At 54.1% G+C, this 18233-nt stretch carries 16 protein-coding genes; 5 read left to right on the forward strand and 11 right to left on the reverse strand.

Translation table 11 applies throughout. The features are described from left to right. Position 1 precedes the first annotated feature (1 nt). Together FJV47_RS03955 and FJV47_RS03960 are read right to left on the reverse strand one after the other, a co-directional pair. Complete coding sequence (locus tag FJV47_RS03955) at positions 2-1339, reverse strand: 3-oxoacyl-ACP reductase (protein WP_159610262.1); 1338 nt, start codon at positions 1337-1339, stop codon at positions 2-4. After that, entirely contained in the window at positions 1339-2634 is a 1296-nt protein-coding gene (locus FJV47_RS03960; protein WP_159610264.1) for an acetyl-CoA C-acetyltransferase, read from the reverse strand. Before FJV47_RS03960 ends, FJV47_RS03955 begins: the two co-directional genes overlap by 1 nt. Before the next feature lie 73 nt (positions 2635-2707). On the opposite strand from FJV47_RS03960, the gene FJV47_RS03965 reads away from it, so the two are divergent. Both FJV47_RS03965 and FJV47_RS03970 read left to right on the forward strand, forming a co-directional pair. Then, positions 2708-3367: a TetR/AcrR family transcriptional regulator gene (locus FJV47_RS03965; protein ID WP_159610266.1), complete on the forward strand. Its 660-nt coding sequence runs from the start codon at positions 2708-2710 to the stop codon at positions 3365-3367. A gap of 47 nt (positions 3368-3414) precedes the next feature. After that, a complete protein-coding gene (locus FJV47_RS03970) occupies positions 3415-5430 on the forward strand; it encodes an acyl-CoA dehydrogenase (RefSeq protein WP_159610268.1) in 2016 nt (671 codons plus the stop codon). A gap of 77 nt (positions 5431-5507) precedes the next feature. On the opposite strand, the gene FJV47_RS03975 is transcribed toward FJV47_RS03970, so the two are convergent. From FJV47_RS03975 to FJV47_RS03985, 3 genes are all read right to left on the reverse strand, one after another. Beyond that, positions 5508-5951, reverse strand: coding sequence for a VOC family protein (locus FJV47_RS03975; RefSeq protein ID WP_159610270.1), 444 nt, complete (start codon positions 5949-5951; stop codon positions 5508-5510). 65 nt (positions 5952-6016) lie between these two features. Further along, positions 6017-6910: a dihydrodipicolinate synthase family protein gene (locus FJV47_RS03980; RefSeq protein ID WP_159610935.1), complete on the reverse strand. Its 894-nt coding sequence runs from the start codon at positions 6908-6910 to the stop codon at positions 6017-6019. Positions 6911-6973: 63 nt separating this feature from the next. Further along, a complete protein-coding gene (locus FJV47_RS03985) occupies positions 6974-7930 on the reverse strand; it encodes a DMT family transporter (RefSeq protein ID WP_159610272.1) in 957 nt (318 codons plus the stop codon). Between FJV47_RS03985 and FJV47_RS03990 the strand changes: the two genes are divergently transcribed. Continuing rightward, positions 7929-9341 carry a PLP-dependent aminotransferase family protein gene (locus tag FJV47_RS03990; RefSeq protein ID WP_159610274.1) on the forward strand — a complete coding sequence of 471 codons (1413 nt, stop codon included), beginning with the start codon at positions 7929-7931 and terminating at the stop codon, positions 9339-9341. The two genes, FJV47_RS03985 and FJV47_RS03990, sit on opposite strands and share 2 nt — an antisense overlap. Here FJV47_RS03990 and FJV47_RS03995 read toward each other — a convergent pair. After that, positions 9338-9901, reverse strand: coding sequence for a hypothetical protein (locus FJV47_RS03995; protein WP_159610276.1), 564 nt, complete (start codon positions 9899-9901; stop codon positions 9338-9340). The genes FJV47_RS03990 and FJV47_RS03995 overlap by 4 nt on opposite strands. 368 nt (positions 9902-10269) lie before the next feature. Between FJV47_RS03995 and pepN the strand changes: the two genes are divergently transcribed. Further along, positions 10270-12915: an aminopeptidase N gene (gene pepN / locus FJV47_RS04000; protein ID WP_159610278.1), complete on the forward strand. Its 2646-nt coding sequence runs from the start codon at positions 10270-10272 to the stop codon at positions 12913-12915. Between the two features lie 80 nt (positions 12916-12995). Here the strand turns inward: pepN and FJV47_RS04005 are convergent, their stop codons facing one another. The 5 genes from FJV47_RS04005 to FJV47_RS04025 all read right to left on the reverse strand — a co-directional run bounded on the left by FJV47_RS04005 (position 12996) and on the right by FJV47_RS04025 (position 17069). After that, the gene (locus FJV47_RS04005; protein ID WP_159610280.1) at positions 12996-14051 is read right to left on the reverse strand and encodes a biotin/lipoate A/B protein ligase family protein; all 1056 of its coding nucleotides are present in this window, start codon (positions 14049-14051) and stop codon (positions 12996-12998) included. Between the two features lie 162 nt (positions 14052-14213). Beyond that, positions 14214-14471, reverse strand: coding sequence for a type B 50S ribosomal protein L31 (locus FJV47_RS04010; protein ID WP_159610282.1), 258 nt, complete (start codon positions 14469-14471; stop codon positions 14214-14216). Between the two features lie 147 nt (positions 14472-14618). After that, a complete protein-coding gene (locus tag FJV47_RS04015; protein WP_159610284.1) occupies positions 14619-15452 on the reverse strand; it encodes an RNA methyltransferase in 834 nt (277 codons plus the stop codon). A 4-nt stretch (positions 15453-15456) separates the two neighbouring features. Beyond that, positions 15457-16254, reverse strand: a complete 798-nt coding sequence (locus tag FJV47_RS04020) for a sulfite exporter TauE/SafE family protein (RefSeq protein ID WP_159610285.1) — start codon at positions 16252-16254, stop codon at positions 15457-15459. Positions 16255-16283: 29 nt separating this feature from the next. After that, the gene (locus tag FJV47_RS04025; RefSeq protein ID WP_159610287.1) at positions 16284-17069 is read right to left on the reverse strand and encodes an ABC transporter ATP-binding protein; all 786 of its coding nucleotides are present in this window, start codon (positions 17067-17069) and stop codon (positions 16284-16286) included. Positions 17070-17192: 123 nt separating this feature from the next. Between FJV47_RS04025 and serB the strand changes: the two genes are divergently transcribed. Continuing rightward, a complete protein-coding gene (serB, locus tag FJV47_RS04030; protein ID WP_159610289.1) occupies positions 17193-18113 on the forward strand; it encodes a phosphoserine phosphatase SerB in 921 nt (306 codons plus the stop codon). Positions 18114-18233 lie beyond the last annotated feature (120 nt).

Genomic DNA, 18233 nt, shown 5'->3' on the forward strand with positions numbered 1-18233 from the left:
GTTATGCACCAACTAGTGACTGTCCGCAGACACGAAGTACCTGACCATTAAGACCAGCTGCCGCATCCGATCCCAAGAAGCTGATCGCTTCGGCCACATCTTGTGGAAGACCACCCTGCATCAACGATGGGAGCACCATACGTGCCACGGTGCGCGTGCCAAGAGGAATCTTGGAGGTCATATCGGTCTCGATGAACCCGGGCGCTACGGCGGCGATAGAACCGCCGTTAGTTTCGAACAGCTTGGCACTAGAACGCACCATGCCGATAACACCGCCCTTTGAAGCCGCGTAGTTACTCTGCCCACGGTTACCCGCAATGCCAGAGGTTGAGGCCAATGAAACGATACGAAGATTCGGCAAGCCTGCTTTGAGGAATGCCTCGTTCATGCGTAGCTGGGAAGCAATGTTCACAGCGATCACCGAGTCCCAGCGACCTGCATCCATATTGGCCAGAAGCTTATCGCGCGTAATGCCAGCGTTATGAATAACCAAGTCTAAAGAACCATGTCGGCCAATTGCGTGGTCCATGATTTGTTGTGCAGCGTCCGCGGCCGTGACATCCAGCTGAAGAGTGGTGGCTCCAATAGCGTTAGCTACCTTGACCAAGGAATCTCCGGCTTGGGGCATATCCACTACAACAACTTGCGCACCGTCGCGAGCTAAAGTCTTTGCAATGGCAGCGCCAATACCCCGCGCTGCACCTGTGACCACAGCGACCTTGCCGGTTAGCGGCTTGGTGAAATCTTCTGCCAGTACGCCTTGGTCATTTCGAACTCTCAGGAACTGGCCGTCGACGTAGGCACTGCGTCCGGAGAAGAAGAATTGCAAGGACGCCAAAGCGCTTGGGCTGAGAATAGACGTGGAATTTTCCAACACGATGCCATTAGCAGTTGCTCCGCCACGCATTTCTCGGCCCACTGAACGCATGATGCCGTCAATGCCCTGGCGTACGGCCGCGACTGCTGGTTCATCGTCTGCCGTTGCAGGGCGTGAGAAGGAAACCACACGAGCTCCTGGAAGCAACTGTCGCAGTGCCCGACCGGCAGCAAGCATAATCGGTGAGAGTTCTTCTGGATGAACGAGCTCATCCAGAAGTAATAAAAGTCCGCCTAGCTTGGCATCTCCCGCATCATGTCGACAGACATCCAATCCCCAAGAAACCAAGGTGTCGCTCAGTTCTTGTGCTCGTGCGCTATTGCCCAACACCAGAAGTGGTCCGGGTAGCAGAGGTCCTTGCTCGGAATAACGGCGAAGACGCGGTGGTCGAGGTAGCCCAAGGAGCTTTGCGAGTTTTTTTGTTGCCCCGGTGTTGACCAGTTCCATGTACTTATCAGTCATTAGCTACGTGCCTCCAAGATTGCTACGACGCCCTGCCCGCCTGCAGCACACACGGAAATCAATGCGCGTCCGGTTCCCTTTTCATGCAGCATCTTTGCGGTGCTGGCAATAATGCGTCCACCGGTGGCTGCGAATGGGTGTCCCGCGGCCAGCGATGATCCATTCACATTGAGCTTAGTACGATCGATGGCACCCAGCGGTGCATCTAGTCCGAGCTTCTCCCGGCAGAACTCTTCGTCTTCCCATGCCTTGAGGGTTGAGAGTACAGTGCCGGCAAAGGCCTCGTGAATTTCGTAGAAATCAAAGTCCTGCAAGCTCAAGTTGTTGCGCTTAAGCAGACGTGCAGTGGCGTAGGCCGGTGCCATCAAAAGTCCTTCAGCTCCGTGAACGAAATCCACTGCAGCTGCTTCAAAGTCGACGAAGTTAGCAAGCATCGGTAGATCGTGGCTCTGCGCATACTCTTCACTACCGAGTAGAACGGCAGATGCTCCGTCAGTCAACGGAGTTGAGTTACCTGCGGTCATCGTTGCGGACTCACCCAGATTTTTGCCGAATGCGGGCTTGAGCTTACCCAGCTTCTCCATCGTGGAATCGGCTCGCATGTTGTTGTCCTTGGACAGCCCGTTGAAAGGAGTGATCAAATCGTTGAAGAATCCGCGGTCATAAGCGGCGGCTAAGTTCTTGTGGCTGGCCAACGCAAGTTCATCCTGAGCTTCACGGGTAATGCCCCATGCTTTGGTGGTCTGCGACTGGTGGTCGCCCATGGACAATCCGGTCCGCGGCTCCCCCGTGCCAGGCGCGTTCGGTGCCAGGTGTGAAGGACGGATCTTGGCCAGGGCAGCGAGCTTAGCTTTAGTGCTGCGTGCACGAGAAAGCTCTAGGAGAATGCCCCGTAGGGACTCGGATACAGCAATTGGTGCATCAGAGGTGGTATCAACTCCGCCACCAATCGCTGATTCCAGCTGACCGAGCTTGATCTTGTTCGCTAGAGAGCCAATGGCTTCCATGCCGGTGGCACACGCCATCTGAACATCATAAGCAGGGGTTGAGTGATCCAGCGTTGAGCCGAGTACGGACTCACGAATCAAATTGAAATCTTTGGAGTGCTTTAGCACCGCACCACCGCTGACTGCTCCAATGCGTTCACCTTGCAAACCGAAGCGTGCGACGAGACCTTCAAGCGCTGCGGTGAACATGTCTTGGTTAGATGCGTTGACGTAGGCGGTGTTGGAGCGGGCGAAAGGGATACGGTTGCCGCCGATAATTACGGCGTTGCGCGCAGACTGCTGGCTCATGTTCAAAAAACTCCTACAAAGATTGTTGTGACACGTATTACTGTAACTAAGAGTACATGATACTGTGAGTTACGTGAACAAGATCACTGAAGAATTAGAGGTTGAGGCCGACGGTCGATCCGTACGCTGGCAGGCGCATCGCACCGCCCGGCACGAAGAACTACTTAAGCTCGCCCGTAAAGCAGTGCATAAGCTCGGCCCACAGGTTTCCATGGAGGACATTGCTAGTCATGCAAAAACTTCCAAGCCCGTGTACTACCGGTACTTTGGCGACAAGGAAGGGCTACGCCAAGCACTAAGTGCAAAAGTCATCAACGACTTCCGTGACCGAGTGATCGCCGCGGCTTTGGCGAAGGATCAGGAGCTTAGCTCCTTACACGCCATGGTTACTGCCTACCTCGAACTGGCCACAAACAGCCCAAATCTGTACTACTTCGTCACTGGCGCGCAGAGATCACCAGATGATGAATCGGCGGGAGCGCTGAACGATTTTTTCGATGAAGCATCCAACCTCATCAGCGTTCGGCTTCTAAAGCTCTACGACCAACAAGCCACTCCAGCTGCACTGAGCTTCTGGCCAAGGGCCGCCTTGGGAATGGTTCGCGCTACGGGCGAACAATGGCTACGCCAACCAGCTTCCGACTCAAAGCCGAGCTTAGAAGCGATGGCACAAGAACTCACTAATTGGCTGGCCTACGGCATCGCCTCAACGTCAGTTCAGACCCGCAACTAAATATCTACACATCTCACAGCGACTCATCAAAGAATGAAAGGTACGTCATGAGCGAGAACCGCATCAACGTCACTGCCCTAGCTGAACAGCTCCTCGGCCCCTACGCAGAAGTGCGTAAAGCTTCGCGCGCACGCGCCGCCCGTCCAGAGTTGCAGCGCGACCCATCACTGGCGATGGACGCACACCGCGAGCGAGTCTTGGGTCAGCTCAGCCTGCTGGTTGAAGAAGAAGCAGTCCAGCGCGCCTTCCCCAAGAAGTTTGGTGGATACGACGATCACGGTGGATCCATCGCATCGTTCGAAGAACTCGTTGCGGCCGACCCCTCCTTGCAGATTAAAGCCGGTGTTCAGTGGGGTCTCTTTGCGGGCGCTATCCTTCACCTAGGTACCGAAGAACACCATGAGAAATGGCTTCCAGAGGCACTGAATTTGCAGACCCCCGGTGCCTTTGCCATGACTGAAATCGGCCATGGTTCCGACGTTGCCGCCGTGGCCACCACCGCGACCTACGATGAAGAAACCGATGAATTTATCATCCACACTCCTTTCAAGGCGGCTTGGAAAGAGTTCCTCGGAAATGCTGCCCTGCACGGGAAGGCAGCTACCGTCTTTGCGCAGCTGATTACCAAGGGTGTCAACCACGGCGTTCACTGCTTCTATGTTCCAATTCGTGACGAACAGGGCAACTTCTACGAAGGCATCGGCGGTGAAGACGACGGATTGAAAGGTGGTTTGAACGGCATCGATAACGGACGCCTGCACTTCACCAATGTCCGCGTGCCACGCACCAACCTGCTCAACCGCTATGGAAACGTGGATGAGAATGGTGAGTACTCCTCCCCTATTGCTTCTTCCGGCCGTCGTTTCTTCACGATGCTCGGCACCCTTGTCCAGGGGCGCGTTTCTTTGGATGGCGCAGCCACCAGCGCATCAAAGATTGGACTGCAGATCGCAGTCACCTACGGAAACCAACGCCGCCAATTCAATTCCACCTCGGACATTGAAGAAACCACCTTGTTGGATTACCAGCGTCATCAGCGACGACTGATCACGCGCATTGCCCGCACCTATGCGTCCTCTTTCGCCCATGACGGCCTACTGGATAAATTTGACGCGGTCTTCTCCGGACGCGCCGACAGTGACGATGATCGTCAGGATCTCGAAACCCTTGCCGCGGCATTGAAGCCATTGAGCACGTGGGATGCCTTGGACACACTTCAAGAAACTCGTGAAGCCTGCGGCGGCTCCGGGTTCATCGCTAAGAACCGCTTCACTCAGCTCTACCAGGACCTTGATGTTTATGTGACATTTGAAGGCGACAATAACGTCCTACTTCAGTTGGTCGGCAAGCGTTTGCTCACCGACTATGCCTCCGAATTCCGCAAACTTGATAACGGCGCTATGGCCCTATTTGCCGCCAAGCAGGTCGGCAACACTGCATTGAACCGCTCGGGTCTTCGCGGAGTCGGCCAAGCGTTCGCTGACATTTCAGATGAACGCAAGAGCGCCAACTTCTTCAAAGATGTCGAGAACCAGCGCGCCCTTCTCACCGGACGTATTAAGGCCAAGGTTGCCGAAGTGGCCAACGCCCTTCGAAGCGCAGGAAAGGACAAGGCCAAGGGAGCCGCAGCGTTCAACGAAAATCAGGACCTGTTGATCTCTGCCGCTCGCGACCACGGTCAGCTCTTACGCTGGGAAGCATTCACCGCAGCTCTGGAGAAGATCGATGACCCTACAACCCACGAAGTACTCACTTGGTTGCGGGATGTCTTCACCTTGAGCCTGATCGAGGAGGACCTGGGCTGGTACCTCGGCAACGGATTCCTCTCGATGCAACGTGCACGCACACTACCGGGCTACATTAACCGCTTGTTGGCCCGTTTGCGTCCACACGCGCAGGATTTGGTGGATGCTTTCGGGTACACCCAGGATCACCTGCGCGCGGATATCTCATCCGGTGGAGAGTCTGAGCGACAGGACGAGGCGATGGCATATTTCAGAACCCTGCGCGCCAGCGACAACGCACCGATCAGTGAGAAGTCGCTAAAGAAGTCTTCGGTCTAATAGCAAAAGTCAGCACTGCAGTAAGGTGCCCACATTCATTTTGAATGCGGGCACCTTACTCTTTAATTGTGCTCAATTCACGAAAGGCGTTGAGCTAGGGCGACGATCAGGCCTTCGGGTCCTCTGATATAGGCCATCTTCCACTCACCTACGTACTCGCCTATACCGCCGATCAACTCAAATCCTTGTTCCCCTAACTCAGCGACGGTGGCCACAATATCGTCGACTTCGAAGGCAAGTGACCGCAACCCTAGCTCGTTAGCCATAGCGTTCGGTTGACCAGGACCATGTTCGGGTTTCTCGAAGCTAGAGAGCTCAATACCTACTTCGCAGTCAGGCGCTTTAAGCATCACAATATTCGTTCGTGAGTTGGGAACTCCACTAACGGTTTCAAGAAAGTCGCCTTCCAACCCATCAGCTCTCCCTTCAACACGTAGTCCCAAGCTGACAAAGAATCTCGCGACTTCCTCGATGTCAGCCACGGTAATACCAACATGATCAAATCTCAGAATGCGTGCCACAAGAATTAACCTTTCATCGCCCTGACAGCTGGACACAATCAATAGCGTCAACTCTAGAGACGATACTAAGAAACGAAAAGCTCCTGTAGTACTTGTGCAACTCGAACTCGCTGGGAACTCTCCAGACCTTGAAGTGGCCGAGGTAGGCAGTCACGCTCCACGAGACCAAGCTGTTCAGCAATGGCGGCGGTCACCCGAAGGCTGCCACCTAGCTCAGCAAACAGCTCCCAAAGCGGATTTAGCTGATCCGAGCGTTTGGTGGCCTGTTGAAAATCCTGTTCTTGTGTCGCCCTGGTGATCTCCAGCGCTGGTTCGGGAAGTGTTCCACCGATTACGCTGTACCACGCATCGCAGCCCGCAATAAGTCCGGCAGCGCCGAACGCATCACCCGAGACTCCAATGCTGACGTGTTCCGGAATGACCTTACGAATTGCATCAATATGGGCCTTCGCCGCTACGTTTCCGGAGGGAACACCCGGAATCTTAATGGAAGCGATTCCCGGAAGCGCTGCAATACGCTCGTAGAGCTCGACACTGAACGTGAAGTGCGTTGTCCCCGGATTGTCATAAACAACGATCGGCAGCTCGCTATGGTTCGTCACGGCACGAAATAGTTCGAACACCTCTTCATCATTCATTTTTTGATAGCCGACAGGTGCAACCAGAATCCCCGCTGCACCAGCAGCCCTGGCGTCATCGATATTTTCCAGGACGTGTGCTGTGCGCATCGCGCCGACGCCAACTAGTACTGGAATGCCACCGGCATGCTCCACCGCTAGGTGCGCCACACGGGCCCGTTCAGTACGACTCAAGTACATATAAGAGCCAGTAGATCCTAGGGCCGTCAGTGAATCAACACCCGCTTTTGCCAGTCTCAGTATCAGATTGCTAAACGACTGTTCGTCCACGCAGTCGTTTTTCATTGGGGTCAGTGGGAACGCGCTCAAGCCGGTAAACAGTTTCAATGCGACTCCAATATTTCTCAGTAGATTTCAATAGACAGACTAGTGGCGATGACGTGCCTAACGGTCCACGGCTAGAACTTCAGGAACCGTGGAGTCAACGTTTCTCGTGCGCACGGCCAACAGTGCACACGCAATCACCGCCAGGCCTCCAACGACGGTACTCCAACCGAGGTGTTCCCCCAGCAATATCGAAGCCCATCCCAAAGTCAAGACTGGTTGAGCCAATTGAACCTGGCTGACTAGTGACATCGGCCCCAGTCCAAGCCCGCGGTACCAGGCGATAAAACCCAGAAACATGCTCACGACACCAAGGTAGGCAAAGCTTACCCAGCCAGAAAAGCTAGCTGACGGTACGCCATGACTCAAACTAAGCGCGGTCAATGAAGCCATGACGGGCGAGGCGAGAACCAATGCCCACGAAATTGTTTGCCACGCACCAAGTTCTCTGGCAAGTAGCCCGCCCTCTGCATAACCCATGGAGCAGACTACCACCGCAATAAAAAGCAAAAAGTCCGCGCCATGTAGGCCGGCTACGCCACCACCATTAATTGCAGCGAATAAGACTGCGACGAGGGCCCCGAGGCCAGCGGCTAGCCAGAATGCCGTTCTTGGTCGCTCTTTGGTTCGAAGTGCCGAAGCGACTGCGGTGGCAGCTGGAAGGAGCGCAATAACCACCGCACCATGACTCGCCGGAACGGACGTCATAGCAAACGACGTCAATAGGGGGAAACCGGCGACTACTCCAATAGCAACCACGCCGAGCCGGATACACTGCCTCATACTTGGGCGTTTCTGCCCTGTGATCCAGAGCGACACTGCCGCTAAGAGCGCCGCGATGACGGCGCGACCAGACCCCACGAATAGCGGATCCATTCCGCCACCTGACACTGCAATGCGCGTCAACGGGACAGTTAGCGAAAAAGCGCCAACTCCAAGCAAACCCCAGACTAGACCAGGTGCGGCAGTAAGTAGCGCTTGGGACTTCTCTTGAGTAGCGGTACTATTGTGCTTCATGTTTAACAGTAGCAGTGACCGACTGGTTACGAAACTACGTGAATGGATTTCGTCAGCCCCTGCAGGGGCTCAACTTCCATCAACACGAGAATTGGTAGCAGAGTACGAGATCAGTCCTGTGACAGTTCAAAAGGCGCTTCGAACCCTCATTTCTCAGGGCCTGGTTGAATCCCGCCCAGGAATCGGGACATTTGTGCGCTCCGTGCCGGTCACCCGCCCGAACGACTACGCGTGGCAGACCGCTGCGTTAGGCACTCCCCGTAACCATCTACCGCAAGTTCATCCGACTCAGCGGGCTTTCCCCAATGACGTGATCGCCCTCCATTCTGGTTACCCTGACCACGAATTACTGCCCCAAAGACTAGTAAAGTCGGCATTCGCACGCATAGCCCGAACTGAGTCAGTTCTCCAGCGCACCGAGGCAGCCGGACTGCCGGAACTGCAAGCGTGGTTCGCCTCTGAGCTCAACGAACATTTGATGCCTGGCCTAGGCGCACCCACGGCCCGTGACGTTGTGATCTTGCCTGGAAGCCAGAGTGGCCTAGGGTCGATTTTCCGCGCCTTGGTCGGCGAGGGAGAACCCATGCTCATAGAGTCGCCCACCTACTGGGGCGCGATCATGGCAGCGTCACAAGTCGGCGTGACTTTGATACCTGTGCCGGCTGGGCCTCATGGACCAGACACCGAAGAACTTGATCGTGCTTTTGAGCGCACGGGGGCACGAGCGTTCTACGCCCACCCCAATTTTGCAAACCCCACCGGCGCACAGTGGCCAGCAACCGTGGCAGAACGTGTTTTAGAGATCGTCAAAGCACGCGGCGCGTTTTTGATCGAAGACGATTGGGCCAAAGATTTTGGGATCAGCACGGAATCATCCCCGCTAGCCGCACGTGATGACACCGGGCACGTGGTTTATCTGCGCTCCCTGACTAAGAGCGTTTCCCCTGCAGTTCGAGTAGCAGGACTCATTGCGCGTGGGCCAGCACGTGATCGTATTTTGGCCGACAACCAAGCCCAGTCGATGTACGTCAGCGGCCCGTTACAAGCAGTCGCGTTAGACGTAGTTACCCAGCCAGGTTGGGGAACGCACCTTCGCTCTTTACGTACGCAGTTGGCTAATCGACGAGATCAGTTGATTGGCGCCCTTGATCGACATGTTCCTCAAGCCCATTTACAGTCAGTCCCGTCTGGCGGTTTAAATCTCTGGGTTCAGCTACCCGATGGGACCAACCTGCGACAACTAGAACGAGACTGCGAATCTCGTAGGCTGGCGATCGCCGCTGGGGCAAGCTGGTTCCCGGCAGAAGAATCTGGTCAATTTTTGCGCCTGAACTATTCCGGGCCGAATCCTGGCGCCTTTGACGAAGGTGCCAGAATTCTCGGTGAGGCCCTCAATATCCAGTGGGGTTAGGCCAAACCATCAACTTCGACCAAACCACGACGAGTTGGCACAGGCGCAACATGGTTGCCACCGGTGGCCACACACTGCACGGACAGTAAACGCGGAGCCTTGCCATCGGTAGTTTTCAAGATCCATGGGCCAACCATCAGGTAGTCATGATCGTTTTGCGCTTCGGTCACCACACCGGTGACTACAAAGTCGCCGTAGGGGCTCTGCGCAAAGGAAGCAACGACGAGGTCACCGTGGTTCAACTCAGATACCTCGATTTTTTCAGGCGAAAATTCGCCATCAAAGGTAGCGGGGAAGGCGCGGACGTCTTTATCGGGTTGGCGCTGCATTACCTCAGCACCATCAACATCCTTCGCCTTTTTCTTTGCCGCCGCCGCATTAAGCCCTCCGACCATCACATCGTCAAGAACCGTGGCGTGGGCTGCACCGGTGATCAAAAAATTGCCGAAACGAGCGGTCTTATAGAGCACCGAGATCACATCGCCGACTTCTACTTCACCAAACGCGGCTTTCATGCCGGCTACATCTCGCTTGGAAGGGCCTTTGATGAAGGTGTCCACTGATTTACTCCGATCGTGCAGGGATAAGTTGCTGAACTTAAGCGTAGGTCAGTTCTTGATTTGCACGAAACACGAGTGCAAGCAGCTGAGCTAGCCGCACATCTCTTCATCAAACCCGACGGCATTACTTGCCTGATGAGTTATTACGGTACCAATCCACTACCCCGAAACTTCAAGGTCAATGTCAATGTCAACATCAAGGGTCTGTTGGATTTAGGCCAAGATTACCGAACCTCCCGATCATCGATTTTGACCAGTTCCGCGGGAGTCGAGTTGTACCGGCCAAGCGCTCTTTCAACCTTGGGGGTCAGATGAATTAGTAGTCGCACCTAGGTCTCAAACATTCGTTTCACAGCTAAGCTGTAATGGTGGACACTTTAGAACGCTATGCACCTAATGAAAACCTGCGACGCGACGAGGCGGCTTGGCGCGCTGAAAACATCACGTGGCACTTCGCCGAAGTACAACTGGATCTAAGCAACGCCAGCGACATTTCAGCTACCAGTTTCACCTCGGTCACCACGCTGAATTTCTCCTCCAAACGAGCCGATACTTTCATTGACTTCATTCACGAGTCCGTGGAAGAAGTTTTGGTCAACGGAACACCAATTGATCTGTCTAACGCAGTACTCGATGCCAGAATCTACCTGGATAATTTGCGCGTTGATGTGCCCAATACCGTAAAAATTACCGGGCAGGCACTGTACTCACGCTCGGGCGAAGGACTTCACCGATTTGTTGATCCTCAAGACGGCGAGACTTACCTCTACACCCAGTTCGAACCTTCAGAAGCACGTCGAGTCTTCGCCTGCTTCGAACAACCAGATCTGAAAACTAGCTTCCGTTTTACCCTCACAGGCCCAGCGGGCTGGCACCTAGCCAGCAACCAGCCAATCGTTGATGAAGCCCAAAACGAAGATGGCACCAAAACTGTCGCTTGCTCCCCCACTCCACCAATTTCCAGCTATATCACCGCAGTTCTGGCCGGTCCCTACCATGTTGAGCGCGCCCAAAACGTGCAAACCTTGCCCGATGGTGAACAGCTGGTCATCGAGATGGCGGCCACCTGCCGCGCTTCTCTGGCCGAGCACTTTGATGGAGCACAGATTCTGGAACTCACCAGTCGTGGACTGGACTACTACCATGGGCTCTTTGACTACCCCTACCCATGGGGCAAATATGATTCGGCGTTCGTACCCGAATACAACTTGGGCGCCATGGAAAACCCTGGCCTGGTGACATTCACCGAAAGTTACGTCTTCACCTCGCGCGCAACCGAAGCCCAATATGAACAGCGTGGCAACACCATCATGCACGAAATGGCGCATATGTGGTTCGGCGACTTGGTCACCATGAAATGGTGGGACGACCTCTGGCTCAAAGAATCGTTTGCTGACTACATCGGCACCTTGGCCAATGATCAGGCCACCGACTTCACCACCGCGTGGACTACTTTCGCTGCCCGACGCAAGGCGTGGGCTTATGTGGCTGATCAGATGCCAACCACACACCCAATCGTGGCCGACATCCCCGATCTTCTAGCAGCCGATCAGAATTTTGATGGCATCACCTATGCCAAGGGTGCCAGTGTGCTCAAACAGCTCGCCGCCTTTGTTGGCGAAGAAGCTTTCCGCGATGCCGCACGCGCTTACTTCCGCAAACACGCATACTCAAATACTTCGCTCGAAGATTTCCTACAGGCCTTGGAAACTGCCAGCGGACGCGATATGCGTGGATGGGCCGAGGCCTGGTTGAAGACTAGCGGCGTACCCAAACTGAAGATCAGCTATTCAACCGACGACAATGGCCTGATTGAAGCTGCCCAGCTAGATCAGTTTGGTACCGACCCGGTGACCGGCCAGAAAATCGTTCGCCCGCATGTTCTCAGCGTCGGCGCTTACGAACTCCGCGAAGGAAAACTAGTACGTACCGATTCGGTGCCGGTAGAACTATCCGGAGCGTCGGTTGAACTTGAATTCCTTGTTGGTAGGACAGTTCCAGATCTGATGTTGCCCAACGATGACGACCAGACTTACGCCCTGATTGAATTTGACGCAGCTTCACGGACTACCTTGCTCAATCACCTCTCAGGACTAACCGACTCCTTGCCGCGAGCCACTTGCTGGGCTTCGCTGTGGGACGCTGTACGCTCGGCGACCTTGGACGCACAAAGTTACGCAAGAGCGATTTTGGCGCATGCTCACACCGTTACCGATGCCGGCGTGTTCACCGTATTAACGAATCAACTGGTTGACTCCATTAGCAAGTACGTTGCTCCTGAAATGCGTGCAGAGCTACGCAACGAAGCCGTGAAGGTCTTGACTGGCTGGCTTGGCGTCTTCGAATCCGGTAGCGATCAACAGACCACCACTGCTCGGGCCTTAACTCGGCTCGCTCGATCGGGCGTTGCGAACGAGGTGATCGACGCGTTCTTAGGCGAGCAGCCTAACCGTCTTAACGTCACCGTTGATGAGCAGCTGCTATGGAACTCGTATATTGCGCTAGCCGCTTCCGGGCGTCTAGATGCTACAGCCGAAGCACAGATGCAGGCTGCAGCTCAAGCCAACCCAACGAGCATCGCTAACAATGCGCTTCGCACGGCCCTAGCCGCCCGACCAGATGCCCAGGTTAAGGAAAGCGCATTTGATACCGTTCTCATGGCCCGCGATGAGAGGTCATCATTATCCAACGATGCTCTTTCAGCCACAGCTCTAGGATTCTCGCTGGGTTCCGCTTCGCTGCTGGCTCCTTTTGAGACTCGATTCTGGGCAGCTATCCTGCCAGTATTCGAAACAATGAGCATGGAATTCTCCACCCGTGTCATCGAAGGCCTGTTCCCAGGACATCAGGACTTGGACGGATCAGTTGAACAGAATCAAGCGTTGGTCTCCGCCACCAAATGGCTCGATGAAAATGACCAAGCTCCTAACGCATTAAAGCGAATCCTCCTGGAAGAACGCGCAGAGCTAGAACGTTCGTTGAACGCACAGGCATTCAGTCGAACCAGTCGCTAACGGATCAAACTGGAGCCCAGATTTCTCGATGATGTGCCATCGAGAACTCTGGGCTCTTTTTACTTTGTAGCGTGTTGAGGTTAAGGAACTCGTGCAGTCCATTGCTCGGTATCAAATTTAGTTTCAGCCAGCTTCCTAGCGGCGGCACGAGTATCCTCATCGATCTGTGCTGGTTGGGCGCCAGTGCGCTGTGCGAAAGTTTCCATCATGATCTTGATGATCTCCAAACGACCCAACTCTGTTTGAGATTTCAACGGATCTACACGCTTCACCGCTGAGGTAATCCCCTTGTCCGAGATCTTCTCACGACCAATACGAAGAACCTGCATCATTTTCTCAGCGTCAATGTCGTAGCTCATCGTCACGTGGTGCAGCATTGCTCCATTAGCCAGTCGTTTTTGTGCAGCTCCACCAATTTTTCCGGCCTCAGTAGCAATGTCATTCAGCGGCTTGTAATGGGCTTTAAGACCGATACTTTCCAGCGCCTGCATGACCCACTCATCGAGGTAGGGGTATGAATCAGCAAAGCTCATGCCGTCCACCAAAGACTCAGGGGCATATAGCGAGTAGGTGATGCAGTTGCCGGCTTCCATAAACATGGCACCGCCACCAGAAATACGGCGAACAACTTTGATCCCGTAGTTCTGGGCTTGTTCCATGTCGACTTCGTTTTTCAGCGACTGGAAGGATCCAATAACTACTGCTCCTTCGTTCCAATCCCAGAAACGAATCGTTGGCTTGCGTACACCTTGGGCAATCTGACGGGTGAGAACTTCGTCCAAGGCCACCTGTTCAGCAATTGGGATAATCTCTGGACCCAGCACTTCCCACTGATGATCTTCCCATTTGGTGGCGTGACCCAGCGCACGGCGTACAACTCGGGCCACAGCATCGGCATCAAAACCAAACAATACTGCGCCCTCGCGTAAGTTTTTGGTAACTGCATCGCGGATGGTGCTATGGCTGGCATCGGTGGGCAGTCCGAGCACCGCTGCGTTGAGATCCTCTAACGCTTCGTCAGGCTCTAGGAAGAAGTCTCCGTTAAGTGAAACGTTAGTGATTTTTCCGTCGTTACTGTCCAGATCGACTACGACTAATTTGCCACCGACTACCTTGTACTCACCATGATGCATCATGTCCCCAGTCTATCCCTGAGCAACGTTTACCCCCATTTACATGGACATAGATCACATCAAGGCAGCTGGCAATTCCTTAGGCCTACTCTGGTAGTTAAAGCAACAGCGGCGCGCTTCCCGCAATGGGAAGCGCGCCGCGTAAAGCTTGCGAGGGGCGAAGTATTACTTCTTGCCGCCGAAGCCCTTGAAGCGGGCGTTGAAGCGCTCGACACGACCAGCGGTGTCCATGATGCGCTGCTTACCGGTGTAGAACGGGTGCGAAGCAGCCGAGATTTCAACGTCAATCACTGGGTAAGTGTTGCCGTCTTCCCACTCGATGGTCTTGTTCGAAGTTGCGGTCGAACGAGTCAGGATCTTTTCGCCGGATGCCAGGTCGTTGAATACCACAGCGGCGTAATTTGGATGGATATCAGCCTTCATAGCTATACACCTTTATGTTTATGGCCACTGGATTTTGCCAGCAGCTACTTACTCGGAAATGAAGTCCGGCGAAGCTACGCTCAGGAGAGAACTCGCAACACACAGACATTACATCCTATCGCACAATTGCTCCGTCAGAGAACCTTACTACCGTGGTGCGGAGCACAAATGCCAGAACGCAATCGCGCTTGCAGCACCCACATTCAACGAATCGACTTCGCGGTGCATGGGAATGATGACCGTACGGTCAGCAAGATCCAGAGCTTCCTGCGTAACTCCCCGACCTTCATTGCCTAAGATCATGGCGATTTTTTCACCAGACTCAATGCGAACATCGTTGAGCGCTACAGCGTCATCCGTAAGTTCCATGGCCAATAATTCGTACCCATGAGACTTGAGCCTGTGAATATCCATGGGCCAGTTTTCCAAGCGTACCCACGGCAGGTCAAAGACCGTTCCCATCGAAACTCGCGCACTACGTCGGTACCACGGATCAACACACTTGGGCGTCAGCAGAACCGCGTCTATGCCCAGGCCGGAAGCTGAACGAATAATCGCACCCAAATTGGTGTGGTCCGCTACGTCTTCAAGAATGGCAATTCGAGTACTCGTTGCGAGAACCTGGTCTAAGTCCAGTGACTCAGGACGGTTCATGGATGCCATCGCACCACGGTGCAAATGAAAACCAACCAAGTCTTCAAGTTGCTTGTCGTCTCCGATAAAGATTGGAGCGTCGGGATATTTGTTGAATTCTTCAGTCAGTTGGCCCAAGTGCTTTGCTGCAAGCAAGAAACTACGAGGAACATGTCCGGCATTGATTGCTCGCTGAACAACTTTGGTGCTCTCGGCAATATAGAGCCCGTTTTCCACATCAGTGCGCATTCGCAAATGAGCTTCGGACAGCCTAAGGTACTCATCAAGCCGAGGATCCTCAAGATCTTCTACATGCAAGATGCGTTCGGGATTCACAATATCGTTCACGGTTCTACAGCAACTTAATGATCATGTTGGTAAGGGCTATTAGCCCAAGGACAACGATAATTCCACGGAGCCAGCCCGGAGAGAGCTTGCGTCCGATCTTGGCACCGATGAATCCACCAATGAGCGATCCCACAGCGATCAGCAAGACAATGAGCCAGTTGATTCGTTCCGGTGCAATGACGAGATACATCACCGCTGCCATCAGGTTAACGATCAACGAAAGAATGACCTTGATTGCATTGGACTGTTGCAACGAGGCTTGAAGGAACACTCCAAAAACAGCCATCAGCAGTACACCTTGAGCTGCGGTGAAGTAACCACCGTACACACCGATAACAAAGACCAAGATGTACAAGATCAATGGAATCCTGGCTCGATCCGCCCCAGTTGGATCCGTGCCACCCCGGGCGGCCTGTCGAGTCTTGGCCCACTTCGCTAAACGAGGTTGGAAAATCACTAGGACCAGCGCACAGATCAACAGTACTGGGGCAACAATTCCGAAAACACTCTCGGGTAGGCTAAGCAGCAACAGTGAGCCTATGAGCCCTCCGACAAGCGAGACGGGAATGAGTTTAAGCAAGGTTTTCTTAACACTTGCCGCTTCCCTGCGATAGCCCCACGCACCAGAGAATCCTCCAGCGACAAGACCCATAGCGTTGGAAACAACGGCGTTAACCGGCGCAGTTCCTAACGCAACAAGAATAGGGAAGGTAACCAAAGTGCCGGAACCAACAACTGTATTGATCGTTCCGGCCCAGAGGCCGCCTATAAAGATCAGGGCTTCACGCCAAAATTCAACCACGGGCAGTGATCCCCTTCAGATAGTTCGTTTTAGATCTTGGCAAAAGCCGAGAATCGCCCACCGTCACGGCGAAGCGATAGCTTCAACCCGTACGTCGCTTCCAGATTCTCCTCGGTCAGCGTTGATTCCAGTTCACCTGAGGCAATGACCTGGCCCTCGCGCATCATCAAAATGTGGGTGAACCCTGAAGGAATTTCTTCGAGGTGGTGGGTAACGAGAACTAGCGCAGGCGCGTCTTCGTCCGCCGCCAATTGCGTCATCTGGGCGACAAGTTCCTCGCGGCCCGCCAGGTCCAATCCCGCAGCAGGCTCATCAAGAATCATCAGCTCCGGATCAGTCATGAGTGCGCGAGCAATCAGTACGCGCTTTCGTTCCCCCTCGGAAAGCTTGCCAAACGGCTGGTTCATGAAGGTGGACATTCCCCACTGGTGCAAGAGTTGGAAGGCTCGTCGCTCATCCATCTTCTCGTATTGCTCACGCCATCGACCGGTCGTGCCATAGGCGGCAGTGACCACTACGTTCAAAGCAGTCTCGCTGGCGGGAATTGAGTTGGCCACCAACGCCGAGCTCAATCCGATCAGCGGACGCAGGTCAAATACTGAAACTCGGCCGAGCTGTTCGCCAAGAATTCCAGCGGTGCCGCGGGTGGGATGCAACCGAGCGGCCGCAATATTCATGAGGGTCGATTTGCCGGCGCCGTTGGCGCCCAGCACGATCCATCGTTGTCCTTCTTTAACTTCCCAGGACACGTCCTTGAGCAGTTCTTTTCGTCCGCGTACCACGCTGACATCTTTGAAAGTTAGCACTTCGCTCATGGTATTCAAGACTAGACTTTTCGGTGCCAATTAACTAATTGAATCACCGCCAATTCGCCGTTTATCCCCCGGTCAGTGCCGTCATGTTTGGTCGTAATCGTTGCATCAACGAAAATTAGTTACATGGCTTCTTCACTAGTATTTGTCTCTCGCCCTTCCCTGCCACGCGAACAGTTCCTTAGTCTCTTGGAACAAGCCGTCGCTGAAGACCTCATTTCGGAGGTCAACGAAAAGTTGATCAACATCAGCGAGGACCGTCTAGTAGCGAAGATACATTTATCTGCGGCAGAACGAGGTGAGTTACAGCAGGCCTCCAGTGCCTTCATCGACAATCAGGTCGCTGCTGGCAATATGAGTTACTCGGATGTCTGCCTCGCCGTCGTTCCGGACGAGATCAGCGAAGCTGGGCAACTGCTCTTGCTCATGGACGTAGATTCCACCTTGATCAAACAAGAAGTCATCGAGCTGCTTGCGGCTCACGCGGGACGCGAAAAAGAAGTCGCCGAAGTCACCGAGGCCGCGATGCGCGGTGAGTTGGACTTCGCACAATCACTGGTCCAACGAGTCGCCACTCTCAAAGGTCTTCCAGATTCGGTATTACAAGAGGTCGGTCAGCGCATCATCCTCTCCGACGGCGCGGCTTCATTGGTACGCAGATTCCATGCAGCCGGCCATAAAGTTGCCGTAGTTTCCGGCGGGTTCCAGCAGATTCTTGACCCACTGGCAGAAACCTTGAACCTTGATCATGCTTTGGCCAACACCTTGGGAATCACCGACGGCGTACTGGATGGAACCGTTCATGGAGACATCGTTGACCGTGCCATGAAGGAAACAAAGCTGCGCCAATGGTCCGAAGAGCACCGCATCCCACTGTCTGCGACAATCGCGGCCGGTGACGGTGCCAATGATCTTGCCATGGTCGCTGCTGCGAGCTTGGGTATCGCCTTTAATGCCAAGCCAGCGTTACGAGATCAAGCCGATGTGCGTCTGGATTTTTCTCGCCTGGACGTCATTGCAGACCTGGTGCTCAACGACCTTAGCTAGTTGTTTCCCGACAACTAGATAACAATTCGGTACATCAGGCCCTTACGGCACGGTGTTCAGTTGCTCCAGCAGATAGTATTTTGAATGACGCATTAATGGCCTGTGGTAGATACCTCGACC

It is taken from the genome of Glutamicibacter sp. JC586, from assembly GCF_009805585.1.
Lineage (GTDB): Bacteria > Actinomycetota > Actinomycetes > Actinomycetales > Micrococcaceae > Glutamicibacter.